The 13,484-nt window shown below is 66.6% G+C and carries 10 protein-coding genes; 6 read left to right on the top strand and 4 right to left on the bottom strand.

All coding sequences use genetic code 11. From position 1 onward, the window contains the following. Window position 1: 1 nt before the first annotated feature. The gene (locus HY699_16690) at window positions 2–1,066 is read right to left on the bottom strand and encodes a PAS domain-containing protein (protein ID MBI4517442.1); all 1,065 of its coding nucleotides are present in this window, start codon (window positions 1,064–1,066) and stop codon (window positions 2–4) included. 251 nt (window positions 1,067–1,317) lie between these two features. Between HY699_16690 and HY699_16685 the strand changes: the two genes are divergently transcribed. The 6 genes from HY699_16685 to HY699_16660 all read left to right on the top strand — a co-directional run bounded on the left by HY699_16685 (window position 1,318) and on the right by HY699_16660 (window position 6,790). After that, window positions 1,318–2,145: a thioesterase family protein gene (locus tag HY699_16685; protein MBI4517441.1), complete on the top strand. Its 828-nt coding sequence runs from the start codon at window positions 1,318–1,320 to the stop codon at window positions 2,143–2,145. A gap of 130 nt (window positions 2,146–2,275) precedes the next feature. Continuing rightward, window positions 2,276–3,145, top strand: coding sequence for a branched-chain-amino-acid transaminase (ilvE, locus tag HY699_16680; protein MBI4517440.1), 870 nt, complete (start codon window positions 2,276–2,278; stop codon window positions 3,143–3,145). Between the two features lie 22 nt (window positions 3,146–3,167). Then, window positions 3,168–5,069: a thiamine pyrophosphate-binding protein gene (locus tag HY699_16675; GenBank protein MBI4517439.1), complete on the top strand. Its 1,902-nt coding sequence runs from the start codon at window positions 3,168–3,170 to the stop codon at window positions 5,067–5,069. A gap of 64 nt (window positions 5,070–5,133) precedes the next feature. Beyond that, window positions 5,134–5,376, top strand: a complete 243-nt coding sequence (locus HY699_16670) for a nucleotidyltransferase domain-containing protein (GenBank protein ID MBI4517438.1) — start codon at window positions 5,134–5,136, stop codon at window positions 5,374–5,376. A gap of 515 nt (window positions 5,377–5,891) precedes the next feature. Further along, window positions 5,892–6,329: a DUF2384 domain-containing protein gene (locus tag HY699_16665; protein MBI4517437.1), complete on the top strand. Its 438-nt coding sequence runs from the start codon at window positions 5,892–5,894 to the stop codon at window positions 6,327–6,329. Continuing rightward, on the top strand, window positions 6,329–6,790 hold the full coding sequence (locus HY699_16660; GenBank protein ID MBI4517436.1) for an RES family NAD+ phosphorylase: 462 nt from the start codon (window positions 6,329–6,331) through the stop codon (window positions 6,788–6,790). The genes HY699_16665 and HY699_16660 overlap by 1 nt, the downstream gene beginning before the upstream one ends. Window positions 6,791–7,527: 737 nt before the next feature. On the opposite strand, the gene HY699_16655 is transcribed toward HY699_16660, so the two are convergent. From HY699_16655 to HY699_16645, 3 genes are read right to left on the bottom strand one after another with little or no spacing between them, the layout of a single operon-like run. Continuing rightward, window positions 7,528–10,992: an ATP-binding protein gene (locus HY699_16655; protein ID MBI4517435.1), complete on the bottom strand. Its 3,465-nt coding sequence runs from the start codon at window positions 10,990–10,992 to the stop codon at window positions 7,528–7,530. A 3-nt stretch (window positions 10,993–10,995) separates the two neighbouring features. Then, window positions 10,996–11,424, bottom strand: coding sequence for a HEPN domain-containing protein (locus tag HY699_16650; protein ID MBI4517434.1), 429 nt, complete (start codon window positions 11,422–11,424; stop codon window positions 10,996–10,998). Then, the gene (locus HY699_16645; protein MBI4517433.1) at window positions 11,411–11,728 is read right to left on the bottom strand and encodes a nucleotidyltransferase domain-containing protein; all 318 of its coding nucleotides are present in this window, start codon (window positions 11,726–11,728) and stop codon (window positions 11,411–11,413) included. The genes HY699_16650 and HY699_16645 overlap by 14 nt, the downstream gene beginning before the upstream one ends. Window positions 11,729–13,484: the final 1,756 nt, after the last annotated feature.

Genomic DNA, 13,484 nt, shown 5'->3' with positions numbered 1-13,484 from the left:
CTCAGCGCGCCAGCGGCAGATTGAGCGTGGCCACGGCGCCGCCGCGGGCAGCGTTGTCGACGCGGAGCGAGCCGCCCTGGGCGGCCATCAGTCGCTGGCAGATCGCCAGGCCGAGACCGGTGCCGCGCGGTTTGGTGCTGTAGAACGGCTCGAATAGGCGCGCGCGCGCCGCCGCCGTCAGGCCCGGGCCGCTGTCGCCGATCTCGATGCGCAGCAACTGCCCGCTGCCGTCTTGATCGCGCATCAAGTGGAAGTCGGTTTCCATGCGGGTGACGACCGTGAGGCAGTGGCCGGCGCCGGCGGGCGCGCCGCGCATGGCCTCGATCGCGTTCTTCATCAGGTTGAGCAATACCTGCGTCAGCTGCGCCGCGTCGCCGCGGGCCGCGGGCAAGCTGGGATCGAACTCCTCGCGCCGGTTGATGCCGCCGGCCGCCAGCTCGGGCTGCAGCAGCGCCAGGACTTCTTGAATCACTTTGTGGATGTTGAGCGGCGCCAGCTCGGAGGGACGCGGGGCGCCGAGCAGCAGCAACTCGTCCACCATTTGGCTGAGCCGGTTAGTCTCGCGTTCGATCACCGCGGTGTACTCGCGCAAATCCGGGCGATCGCCGAGGCGCTGGGCGAGCAACTGCGCGGCACCCTTGATGCCGCCGAGCGGGTTCTTCACCTCGTGCGCCACCCCCGCCACCAGCGTGCTTAGCTGGGCCACGTGCTCGCGGCGCCTGGCGTCTTCCTCCAGCGTGCGCTGGTAGCTGAGGTCGTGGATAGTCAACACCACGCCGCGGATGCGGCCGTGATGCTCGTCCCAAATGGCCGAGGTGTGCAGGCGTACGGGTACGTTGCGAGCACGCTCGGGGCGCAGGTCTTCGCTGCGCGCTTGGGTCTGCCCACTGGCCAGCGTCCGCTCCACCATCTGCGCCACTGCCGGAGTCGGGCGAAAGACCTCAGCGCACGGGCGGCCCAGCAACTGCGCCTGGGCACGGCCGAGGAGCTGTTCTGCCGCCGGATTGACGAGCGTGAGTTGACCGCCGGTATCGATCAGCACCACCGCATCGGCGAGACAGTTCAATACCGCCTCCCACGGCGGCGCTGCCGCTGTTGCGGCAAGGGAAGCGGGCACGCCAGCCCGTCTGCGTGGAGCGAGAGCCATCGACGTTGGCGTGCATGTTAGCTGAACGTGATTGGATGACAAGGTTCGTCGGGTGCGGCCGTCGTGGGCTGCTCTACGGGCAAGGCTGAATGCCTGCGGACGGTACCGAGTCCACAGACGTCTGATCGCCCGGCTTGCGCCTGCCGGTCCAGTCGTGCAGCAATACCCCCATGGGCGACCTAGCGGCAGATACGGCGATCGACGGACGCGATGGGCATTACCGGGCAAGCCTCGCGCGCGACTGGGAGATCTGGGGACCGAATGGCGGCTACCTTGCGGCGATTGCGCTGCGGGCCGCAGGAGCCTCGACCGGACTGCGCCGGCCCGCGAGCTTTGCATGTCACTATCTGAGTGTGGCGGAGTTCGACGAGGTGGAGCTGCATGTGACCACGTTACGCGCCAGCAAGCGCGCGGCCTCGCTGCGCGTGTCGATGACACAGCAAGCGCGCCCGATCCTGGAGGCCGTGGTCTGGGTCGTCGGCGATGTGGCCGGACTCGAGCATGATACGGCGCAGATGCCGCCGGTCCCTCCCCCGAGCGAACTCAAGGCCGTCGAGGACTTGCTTTCGCCGGAGGACCGCAAAGCCTCGTACCCGTTCTGGCAGAATCTCGAGGCTCGCCCGATCGACTGGGTGCATTGGAACCAGCGCGCGCCCGGCCCACCGGTGTGGCGCGAGTGGTACCGCTTTCGGCCGCGCGCCGTCTTCGACGATCCTTTCGTTGACGCCGCCCGCGCGCTGGTGCTGATCGACACCATGTTGTGGCCGGCGACCTGTCGGGCGTACGCCGGCGTACTGCCGTACGTCGCCCCGAATCTCGACGTCGCCGTGCAATTTCACCGCGCCGCTGCCGCCTGCGAATGGCTGCTGTGCGATGCCGCCGCGCCGGTTGCGGCTCACGGACTGATTGGAGGGCAATCGTCGGTCTGGTCCGCCGACGGCCAGCTGCTGGCCTCGGGCGGCGGTCAATTGCTCTGCCGCCCCCGGCCCGCAAGCTGACCGCGGAGTGACCCGCGTGCAAACTATCTCCCGGCTCCCGACTGCGTTCTTCTACGAGCAGATGCAGCGTGCGCCGATCGGTGCTTGACGTGGGCGTGCGCAAGAGCGACTTTAGGGCCCGAGGCGCGATATGCAGATCTACATCGACGGCGAATGGCATTCTCGCGAGACCGCCAAGGTCTCGGTCTTTGATCACGGGCTGCTCTATGGCGACGGCATCTTCGAAGGCATCCGGGTGTATAATCGCCGCATCTTCCGGCTCGAGGCCCACCTCGAGCGGCTCTACGCTTCCGCCCGGGCGCTGGCGTTGGACATCGCTCTGCCGCAGGAGCAGATGCACGCGCTGGTGCGCCAGGCCGTCGCCCGCAATCGCCAGGAAGACGGCTACATCCGGCTGGTCGTCACGCGCGGCGCCGGCGATCTCGGTATCGATCCGCGTACCTGCGCCAAACCGACGGTGATCATCATCGTCACCGACATCAAGGTCTACCCGCGCGAGCTGTACGCCGGCGGCGTGCAAGTGATCACGTCGGCGACGCGTCAGGTATCGCACGAGGCCTTCGACCCGCGGGTGAAGTCGCTCAACTACCTGAAGAACGTGCTCGCCAAGATCGACGCGCAGCGGGCCGGCGCCCACGAGGCGATCCTACTCAACAGCGCCGGCTTCGTCGCCGAATGCACCGCGGACAACCTGTTCGTGATCCGCGGCGGCCGGCTGCTGACACCCTCACCGCAAGACGGCGCCCTCGAAGGCATCACGCGCGGTGCGATCCTGGAGCTGGCCGTCGAAGCCGGCCTGGCCGCCGCCGAGGCGCGGCTGACGCGCTACGACCTCTACACCGCCGACGAATGTTTCCTCACCGGCACCGGCGCCGAGCTGATGCCGGTGGCCGCGGTGGATGGCCGGCCCATCGCCGACGGCAAGCCCGGCCCGATCACGCGCCGCTTGACCGAGGCGTTCCACGCCCTCGTGCGTCACGAGGGCGATCCCGTCTGGTGAGAGGCAATTCGACCCGGCAGCCATGAACGTCGAGAGCGATCCCAATTCCATCGCCCGCCAGCGCGCCGCGCGCGCCGCGGCGATCGCGGCGGCCGGCGGCCTCGAGGCGGCGCTGGCAGCCGGCGTCATTTCGCAGCGGATCGATACCACCCTGGCCGAGGCGATCGTGCTGGGCTTGCTACGCCAAGGCGTGCGGACTTTTCTGTGCGTGCTCGGCCACGGTTCGACGGAGATCGGCGAGGTGCTGCGCCTCTACGAGCAGGCCGGACTGGTGCGCACCTGCGGCGTGCGCCACGAAACGGCGGCGGCGCACGCAGCTACGGCGTTGCGCTGGGTGACCGGCGAAAAGGCCGCGGTGATGACCTCGATCGGGCCGGGGGCGCTGCAGGCGATGGCGGGCGCGCTCGCCGCCGCCAGCGACGGCATCGGTGTCTGGCACCTCTACGGCGACGAGACGACGCAGGACGAAGGCCCCAACATGCAGCAGATCCCCAAGCCCGAGCAGCAGCTTTACTTGCGAGTGTGCGCGACCATGGGCGAGGCGTACTGCTTGCACACGCCCGAGGCCGTCGGCACCGCGCTGCGCCGCGGCTTGAACGCGGTCGATCACCCGCATCGCGCCGGGCCGTTCTATCTCTTGCTGCCGCTCAACACGCAGCCGAGCGTGCTCGGCGCGTTCAATCTCGACGAGCTACCGGCCGGCGCGCCGCCGCGTCTCGGCGCCGCGGCCGACGGCGGCGCCTACGCCCAAGCGGCGGCGGCCCTCCGCGCGGCCACGCGCGTCGTCGTCAAGGTCGGCAGTGGCGCGCGCTCTGCCGGCGCCGAGTTGCTCGAACTGCTCGAACTCGTTGACGGTGTGGCGGTGACCAGCCCGCTGGTCTCCGGCGTGATCCCGTATCACCACCCGCGCAACATGACGGTGGGCGGCTCCAAAGGCTCGATTAGCGGCAACTTCGCGATGGCGGAAGCCGATCTGCTGGTAGCCGTCGGCACGCGCTTCGTCTGTCAGTCCGACTGCTCTCGCACCGGTTATCCACGAGTGCAGCGGGTCATCAACGTCAACACCGATGTCGCGGCCGCGATGCATTACGGCAAGACGATCGCGCTTATCGGCGATGCGGCGCCCACACTGCGCCGGCTGCTCGAAGAGCTGCGGCGCTTGGCCCCGGCTGGCAGCGCCGGCGAGTCCGAGTGGCTGGTCGCGTGCAGCCGGCAGCGCCGGCGCTGGGAGGCGTTCAAGGCCGAGCGCTACCAGACCCCGTGCCTGTTCGACGAGGTGTGGAAGCGAGCCGTGCTGACGCAGCCGGCCGCCATCAAAGCCGCCACCGACTGGGCGCGCGCCCACAACGTGGTCACGTTCTTCGACGCCGGCGACGTGCAAGCCAACGGCTTTCAGATCGTCGAGGACGATCGGCTCGGCCGTACCTTCACGGAAACCGGCGCCAGCTACATGGGCTTTGGCGTCTCCGCATTGCTCGCCACTGCGCTGGCGGCGCGACCGTTCTACGGCCTTGCCATCAGTGGCGACGGATCGTTCACGATGAACCCGCAGATCCTCATCGACGGCGTGACGCACGGCGCGCGCGGCTGCATCCTGCTGCTCGACAATCGCCGGATGGGCGCCATCTCCGGGCTGCAAGAGGCGCAGTACGGCGCCTCGCATGCGACCAGTGACGCGGTCGCCGTCGACTATCTCGCCTGGGCTCGCGCGATCCGTGGCGTCGCCGCCTTCGACGGCGGCCGATCCCCGCAAGCGCTGGTCGCGGCGCTTGATCAAGCGCGGGCGCACGACGGCCTCTCGCTGATCCACGTACCGGTGTACTACGGCCCCGATCCGCTCGGCGGCCTCGGTGCGCACGGCCGCTGGAACGTCGGCAACTGGGTGCAGGCCACGCAAGCGCTACGGCATGAGATTGGATTGTGAAGAACGAGGCTGGAGGCTGGAGACTGGAGACTGAGGCGACGGAGTTCAAGAGCTATCGTCCCGCCTGGAGGTTTTCGGCTCAGTCGCGCGCGGCCGAGCTTCGTCCGATAGTGATGTGGACCTGCTGGTAACGCTCGACGAGTCGGTGCCGGTTTCCACTACCGAGCTGCTCGAAATGGCAGGTGAGGTAGAAGAGCTTGTGGGGGTGCCGGTGGACTTCGTCTTCCGCCGGTCCTTGGAGCAATCACCCAACCGTTACGCCCGCGAGCACATTCTCGCCACCGCCATCTGCGTCTACCGAAACTGAGCCGTCCGCCCACATTCTGATTCCACCGTCTCCGGCGGTCTGGCGTCAACGGTCGGCGCACGACTTCCGCCTCGAAGCCGGCGTTCTTCAGCCATATCAGATCATTACTGCTTTCCGAACCTGACTTTCGAAGGGTGACCTAATCTAACAGCCCGTTGAAAAACAGGGCGGTCTGATCCGACGCAACCCTCCTCTCCCCGCACCACCCGCGGGGAGAGGATTGAGGTGAGGGGATCAACTCCTCCGACGGCCTTGCGGTGCAAGGCCGAGCGGGCCTCCGGCCCGCTGCTGGAACCCTCACCCTCGCTCTCGCCCGCGGGGGCTGCGGCAGAGGGACATCTCCCTCGATGTACGGCGCCGAGCTTTTTCAACGGGCTGCCAACCCTCGCAAGCTCTGAGTTCCTGGGGCTCAGCTTGATCTCCGGTGCACTGGCGCAGATCATCGGGGGCATGGACGCTCGGCGTGCGCGGCGGGCGGTCTTGCTCCTTGCAGATGAAAGGTCCATAGTGCTCACATGAAAGCCACTGCCGCCCGCACCAGGATGCTCGTGAAGGCGCACGCGAAGGGCCGGCCGCTGGGCGCCGGGGAGGCGGCGGCACGGGTCAAATCGGGCCTGCCTGTGGCGGAGCTGGATGTGCTGCGGGAGCTGCTTGGCCTCACGGTGGAGAACCTTGCCGGCCGGATCGGCATCTCGATCGCGACACTCTCCCGCCGCCGGCAAAGCGGCCAGCGTCTCGACGCGGGCCACAGTGACCGGCTGCTCCGCTTCGCGCGGCTGTTCCGTCTTGCCACCGAGCTGCACGACGGCGACGAGGAGGCCGCACGCGCTTGGCTGCGCAAGCCCGCCCGCGCCCTCGACGGCGAGACTCCGCTGGACCGCGCCGAGACGGAAGCGGGGGCCCGCGAGGTGGAGAATCTCATCGGCCGCCTGGAGCACGGCGTGTACACCTGATGCCGCAGCTATGGCGCGTCGTGAAGCGCACGCACGCGGCCACGGCGTTCGACGGCAAAGCGGCGCAGCGCTTCGGCGGGCGCTGGAACTCGCCCGGCCGGCGCGCCGTGTATGCCAGCGCCACCAAGTCGCTCGCCGTGCTCGAGGTGCTTGTGCATCTCGATGTCGGCCGGCCACTCCCGCGTCTTGTCGCGTTCACGTTCGATGTCGATTCCAAGCTCGTCGATAATCTGGCGAGCGCTCAGTTGCCGCGGCATTGGCGCACGGTGCGCGGCCTGCTGGCGACGCAGCAGATCGGCGACGCGTGGCTCGCGTCCGGCCGCGCCCTGGCGCTGGCGGTGCCGAGTGCCATCGTGCCGGAGGAATTGAACTACTTGCTCAATCCCGCCCACCCCGCCTTCGGCCGCCTGAGAATTGGGCGGTCGATACCGTTTCTCCTCGACCCGCGCCTGGTAGGCTGACCCGCTGACGGGCGGCATCGAAGCGGTCGTTTGCGCGACACCGCCACCCCGGGGAGACGTGCATCCTGATTCCACCGTCTCTATCGGCCTGAGGCCAACGACCCGCCTCGCACGCTGTGAGCTTTGTCACCCTTGTTGATGTTCTCTCACGCGCAGCGCGCGGTGCCGCCCGCAACTCAAGTGAGCCGCCTCATGATCCTTCTCCGGACTTCGCCGCCGCGCGCACTTGCGGACGATCAGGTCCGGACCAGCAGGCAACCTGGCTAACTGCGCGGCGGCGCTATGAAGGTCTGCGCGCGCAACAACCCTCCTCCACGTGTGCCCGAACGCACAGCGGCGCACGGCTTCCGCCTGGCTGATGCAGCCGTTCAGTCCCGCACTGGTGCTGTCTCGGTTGATCCAGAGCGACTCGGGGTAGGGCACAAGAGTGATCGATCAGTGTTTCACGGAACAGAGCTCCAACGAGACTGAGGTTGCCACGTAAGTCGAGGCCTTGGGCATCCCCCACGTTGGGGGGTTCCGGGTGCGTGGCAGGCAGACAATCTGATCACGCCGGCGCGCCACGGCATGAGTCCCACGGTGTGTGTCTCGGAGCTTGGCAAGATCATCGTGGCCTGTCTTGGGGTCGTACTTGAAGACGCCAGCCCGGATGGTGCCGTTAGGGACTTCAATCCGCGCAATGTTGAGGCCCAGCTTCGTGCGGTGTTGGGTGTAGCTCATGGTGTGGTCTGGCGCACTTACTCCTTCTCAAACCCCTGGCTCGTAAACTTGAGCGTCCGACTGTTTTCGGTCACAGTCCGCACCACATTCTCAGGCGCACCAGCTGGAATTTCAGCTTCGATTTCGAGGGTTACTCTCACGGTCGCGCCGATGAGACCAGCAAGGTGGGCGACGACCTCGTCGGCGATGCGGCTGGCGTCCCGGCCGACGCGGGTTGGGTCGAGGGAGACAGTGCCGTGAAAGCGCTTTGGCGCTGCGGTTTGATTCGAGCCCGTACCGGCTTCGCCGGACGTCGCTTCACCGCCTGCGCCTCCTGTGGCTGTCGTTCCGGCATCTCCGCCTGCGGCGGCGGTGGTGCCGGTTGTCTGCTGGGCTTCCGCTTGCTGCTGTTGCCGAGCGATCTCGGGCCGCACGAGCAGGCCGGCGTCGCTTTCGGTGATCGGGACTTGCTGGCCGCAGCGCAGCCCGCGGTAGCGGCCGGCGGTCTCATCGAAGCTGTTGGCGTACGCGAAGGAATCTTGCGACCACGTCAGTAGGCCGAGGCCGTCGCGGATTGCTTCCACCAGCACTGCCGGGTCCTTGGTGCGCGGCAGGTAGAGGTAGCGGGCGAAGTCTTCGACCAGCTGTTTGATGGCGACGTGGTCGCCGCGCCACAGCGGCACGCGGTCCAGCTCCATCCGCAGGCGCGTGCCGGCGAGCGATGTCACGAGCAGCTCGTCGGTGCGGAGCTTCTTGCTCGCGCGGAGCGCGAGGGCATCCTGGCCGGAGAGGCGGAAGGACTGCCACTCCACGGCTGCCTGGGGCGAGCCCTGTACCGGCACCAGGAGCCACTGGTAGGCCTCCGGCAGCCGTGCGGTCACGGCACCGTCCGCAGATGTCTTCTGGGTCTCGGCTTGCTTCACCTGATGCGGCGAGAGGTCGAGCTTCTCTTGTTCGGCGAGAATGGAGTCCCACGCGAGATACCGGCGCACGGCCTCGTCGAGATCCTGAAGGCGGGTCTGGTCGACGGCGAGGAAGACGAGCGTATTGCGGAACAGCCGCGGCGAGTTGCCGCGGGACTCGAAGATGGCCTTCGCCGCGACCTCGGCCGCGTTGCCCGGTTCCTTGTTGTAAGCGTGGTCGACGCCCAGCACGACCAGCCGCGCGTCCATGTCGTCGGGCACGTCCTGCCCGGACTGCGGCATGGGATGGATGCGGCTGAAGTCGCCGGTCTTGCGCAGATCGAGGCGCAGGCGCTGATCCAGCTCGGCTACTACCTTGTCGGGATCGCGTTTGAGCTGCTCGGCGCGGTCTTCCGCAAGCTTGGTGACCGTGGGCTGCGTGGAGTACCAGTAGCGCGGGCCGTCCTGGTAGAGGTATGTGGCGGCGCCGGCGAGACGCCGGAGCGCGTCCCCGAAGACGGCGGGCGATTCTCCCGGCATCACACAGCCGAGCTTCACGCGACGGTCCTCGAGTCCCCGGTGGGCGGCGGTGGCTGTGGGGGCGGAGCCAAGGTAGATGGTGCGCGCCACGCGCCGGCAGGCGGCGAACTTGCCGAGATTCGGCACCTCGCCGTCGAGCCGCAGCGGCAGGGAGCTTGGGCCGTCCACGTCTTTTTCAATCACCGGGACCCAGTTGTCCGAGAGGTAACGGGTTAGCTCGAACTGCACCCGCGGATCGTCGATCGAGATATTCGCCGGCAGGATGAGCGGGTTGCGATCGCCCTTCTCCCACAGGCTGTGGATCACTGCGGCCATCAGGCGCAGCACGCCGCGCGTGCGCTGAAACTTCACAAGGGTGGACCAGTCGCTGTAGAGCCGGTCGAAGATTTCCGGGTGGATCGGGTAAGCCGCCTTGAGGCGCTTTTCATAATCAGCGTCGCGGCACTCGGGCGGAAACTCCTGGTGCTGGGTCCGGTAGAGATCCGCGAAGGCCCGCGCCACGATGTCGCGGTCCTTGAACTGTGTCTGATCGGCGAGGGGTTCGAACAGCCGCCGGCGTACGATCTCGAAGCCTTCCTCGGCGCTCGCCGGCCGCCAAGAGGATTCCACGCGCCCCACGACGTTGCGCAGCCGGTCGAGAGCCTCGCGCCCCCGCTGGCCGCCGACTTCCACGTCATCCACGTAGGAGTGAGGAGAGAGGAGTGAGAAGTGAGAGCCTTCTCTTTCCTCACTTCTCTTTTCTCGCTTCTCTCCGACGTCCGAAGCAGGAAGACTGATCACGAGCAGGCAGTTCTTTGCCAGCTTCGCCGACTCGGTCAGCACCTGGGCGAAGCTGAACTGCGTCTCGAAGCCGCCGGCCGGCAGGTCGCTCTGGTCGTGGAGCTGGCGGGCGTAGGCGACCCATTCGTCGATGAGTACCAGGCACGGGCCGTACTCCTTGAACAGCTCGCGCAGCACGTCGCCGGGACTGGTTGCCTTCTCGTCGTCGGCCTGGACGCGCTTGAAAGCCTTCTTGCCGCCGAGCTGCCAGGCCAGTTCACCCCACAGGGTGCGCACTACGGTGCCATCGGGCTTGGTGACGGGGTTGCCGGGCGAAATCTTGTTGCCGACCAGCACGACGCGGCGGACAGTGCGAGGAAAGAGGAAAGAGGAGTGAGAAGTGAGATGGGAGTCCGACCTCTCGTTTCTCACTTCTCTGCGCTCACTTCTCTCCGACGCCTCCTTCATCACAGCGTCGATGCCGGACAGCTCGTTCGGCGTGATGCCGGAGAACAGGTGATAGAGCGCCAGCATCGAGTGCGTCTTGCCGCCGCCGAAATTAGTTTGAAGCTGGACGACGGGATCGCCACCGGCGCCCGCCAGGCGCTGCACCGCGCCCACGAGCAGCCGCTTCAGGCTCTCGGTGAGATAGGTGCGGCGGAAGAACTCGACCGGATTCTTGTACTCGTCGGTTCCTTCGCCGAGATGCACCTGCCAGAGGTCCGCGGCGAATTCCGCCTGCTGGTAGCGACCGCTGGCAACGTCTTTGTGCGGCGTCACCACCTCGCGCCACGGCTTCAGGTTGCCTGCCGCGGCGCTCTCGATCGCGGTGCCGGCGCACTTCCGCTTCTCGCCGCGCACCTGTTCGTCGAACCGCAGGCGCAGCAGCTCCATCTTCATCTTCTCGATTTCATCGGACTGCGGCGCCGAGACGGCCGTCAGCAGGCGACCAGCCGAGTCGAGTGCGCGGTAGGCGTCGTCGGTGCTGAAGGCTTCTTGATGCGCCCACTTGTTGCGGATGTCGCGCAGCTCGCTGACCAGGGTGCGCTCCGCGCGTCCTAACGTCTTGGAGAATACGCCGTTCCACTGTTCCCAGACCAGAGTGAGAAGTGCCTGCGTGTCCCAGTTGAAGCCGTCACCTTTGAGTTTCGGCGATCCCCGATCCTCACGGATTGCAGACCGTGCAGCGTCTACCCACTGCTCCCCGTGTACTGCGTGCATTTCCCGCTCAGCAAAGGGTCGGAGTCCCGCATTCAGCAGGTCCAACGCCTTACCGACCCGATCGTGGTTGGTGATGGCCATCGCTCAAGAACCCCGCGTGTCCTCAGCCGAAATGCCGTGCCGTAGCAGGTCCGCGATTACGCATTCGTATACGGCGCGCGCCTGCACGGCCGCGCGGCGTGCATCTTCAACCGTCGCATCCGGCCAGTCGCCCGGATACCGCGCCTCAACGGCCCACTCCGTCAGCTCCGCAAGGTCCGGGTGTTGGCGCTTCACCTCCCAGCCGTCGGGCAAGAGATTGCGCAGCGCATCCAGATCGTGCCGAAATGGGAATGGGATCTCCTGAGATGAGAGCGCGCCTTTGATCGCCTTCTCTGCCGCCTGCTGCGCAAGCCAGCACACGTGGCGTGGCACAAACCCTTCATCGGCCAGCAGCGTTTCGGCGCCGTCGAGATCTTCCCGGGCGAAGCGTAACCAGCGGCGCAGCTCCGCGAGCAGTTCAGTGCTGCTCATAAACGACTTTCCCCTCGCGCAGCGCCGGCCGCAGAACGCTTCCAATCAGGTCGCCGCGACGCGCGATCTCATCGGGCGTGGTGACCACGATGTCCTTGCTGACAGGCAGGTCGCCTAAAGCGCGCCGGATGTCGACGGTCGTACGGCGCTTGTCCGCAATTTGGGGGAGCACGACCAGGAGATCGACATCACTCTCGGCGGTGGCCGTCCCTCGCGCGTGCGAACCAAAGAGGACGACCCTCACCGGGTGGAAGCGCTGCACGATCCGGTCCACCATCGTCTGAATCGCCGCTTCTGTCGTCATCAAGTCACCTCTCTGCCCAGGGCCTACGGGCGTTCCCAGTATCCATCTCCGTCCCCTACGACTCAAACAAGCTCGATTGCTCGGGCCGCGGCGTAGTGCCTTCGCGCGCGAGACGCATGATTTCCGGCCAGCTCTGCACCAGCCCGTTGTACGCCAGCGCTTCGGCAGCGCGCTTCTTGCGCTCGCATAGCGTGTAGAGCCGGTAGGCCAGCTCGCGGGCGATCTCGGCCTTGCTGCCGAGCCGGGCGACGAGCGCGCCGGCCGCGGCTTCGCCACCCGCTTCGAGCGTTCGGATCAGGTGGTGGACGACGGACCAGGCAGGAGTGAGGCGAGAGGAGTGAGGAGTGAGATCCCGATCTTCTCGCTTCTCACTTCTCTCTTCTCGCTTCTTCTCCGCCGGGTCCCAGTTTGCGGGCAGCTCGTCGGGACGAAGCAAGCGGACCTTGCCGGCCTTCGAAGCAACGATCCCCGCCTCGACCAAGCCGCCGACGCTCGTGTTCTTGGCCTTCGAGAGTGTTTCGGCAACGCCGTAGTCGCCTTCGGCGAAGCCTGATTGTTCGAACCACGCCAGCGCCCAGCGGCTGTCGGCGTCGAAGTCGCCCTCCTGCTCGGCGAGCGCCTCGTCGAGGGTCTGGTTGATGAGCGCCAGCGCCTCGCGCACCGAGAGCGGCTTGCCCTCGGCGTCGAGCACTTTGGCGTAGCGGGTGTAGACCGCCATGCCCGGGCCGATGGCCGCCTGCGCCAGGTCCACCGGGGCGATGTTGCCGCGCTGCAAGTGGGTGAGCGCCACGGGCAGCTCGGCCTTGAGTGCGGCGACGAACTCGCGGCGTGTCGTGGTGATCGCATCGGCCGCTCGCTGCCGGCAGACGATGACGATGCTGGATGCGAGAGCGCTAACATTCCTCTTCAAGGCGGCAACGAGCTCAGTCCGCATCGGCCAGGTACCGCTGACGGCGAACCCGGCACGTATCACCGCTTCGAGGAATGACTCCCAGCCGGTGCTGGAGGTACCTGCATCACTCTCTTTCTCCGATTGCTTGAAGGCGTAGTAGATGGTGACCGGAAACGCCGGGTGCGCGAACTCGGCGACGCGATTCATCGCCTGTGTCATCCCGTCGAGGAAGAACTTCTCGGCCTTCTCCCTACTACCGTGGCGGTAAGGGCTGGCGACGAGCTCCTCGGTCTTGGGCACGGCGAGAGTCGCGAAAAGGTCGGGGAAGAAGGACCTGAAGGAGCGGCGCAGCCACACGTAGAAGAAGTCCGACAAATCAGCGTAGCCGACGTTGTCGTAATAGGGAGGGTCTGTGGAAACAACCTTACCAGCAGAGAGCGTCTGCTTTGACGCATCTGCGGACTGCGCAGTGCCGTGGATACGGCCAGTGAGATTGGCGACGGCCGGAACAATCCAATCCATAGCGCTCACGTAGCTCCCGCCCGACTCGCTGAACGGGTTTGCCTCGGCGAAGTCCCATGCCATCGGAATTGCATGCCGCTTGAAGAGATTGGTGACAGAGGCTGTCCTGGCTGACCCACCTGTCGATGTCTTCGTGCCGATTGGTCCGCTATCCCAAGTACACAACGAGTTTGTCCTGTCCGCGAAACGGCTCATTGCCAGGCCAAGGTATACACCCACCGCTTCAGCGTAGGCCTGCGCTCCGGTACCACCGCCGTCGAGGGCAAAGCCGTCGTCGAGCAGGCCAGCCCCGAGGGCGTCGCACTTCACTCGGTCGCGTGCTTCCTTCACGAGATCGGAGAA

Source organism: Deltaproteobacteria bacterium (genome assembly GCA_016210005.1).
Classification (GTDB): domain Bacteria; phylum Desulfobacterota; class Binatia; order HRBIN30; family JACQVA1; genus JACQVA1.
Note: the sequence above shows the minus strand (reverse complement) of the source record. Positions and strands in the feature narration are given on the sequence as shown.

Bases quoted from the DNA above. Each gene is read 5' to 3' on its own strand.
- HY699_16655 (MBI4517435.1), bottom strand. From the start codon at position 10,992: ATGGCCATCACCAACCACGATCGGGTCGGTAAGGCGTTGGACCTGCTG.
- HY699_16660 (MBI4517436.1), top strand. From the start codon at position 6,329: ATGCCGCAGCTATGGCGCGTCGTGAAGCGCACGCACGCGGCCACGGCG.
- HY699_16665 (MBI4517437.1), top strand. From the start codon at position 5,892: ATGAAAGCCACTGCCGCCCGCACCAGGATGCTCGTGAAGGCGCACGCG.
- HY699_16645 (MBI4517433.1), bottom strand. From the start codon at position 11,728: ATGACGACAGAAGCGGCGATTCAGACGATGGTGGACCGGATCGTGCAG.
- HY699_16650 (MBI4517434.1), bottom strand. From the start codon at position 11,424: ATGAGCAGCACTGAACTGCTCGCGGAGCTGCGCCGCTGGTTACGCTTC.
- ilvE (MBI4517440.1), top strand. From the start codon at position 2,276: ATGCAGATCTACATCGACGGCGAATGGCATTCTCGCGAGACCGCCAAG.
- HY699_16675 (MBI4517439.1), top strand. From the start codon at position 3,168: ATGAACGTCGAGAGCGATCCCAATTCCATCGCCCGCCAGCGCGCCGCG.
- HY699_16685 (MBI4517441.1), top strand. From the start codon at position 1,318: ATGGGCGACCTAGCGGCAGATACGGCGATCGACGGACGCGATGGGCAT.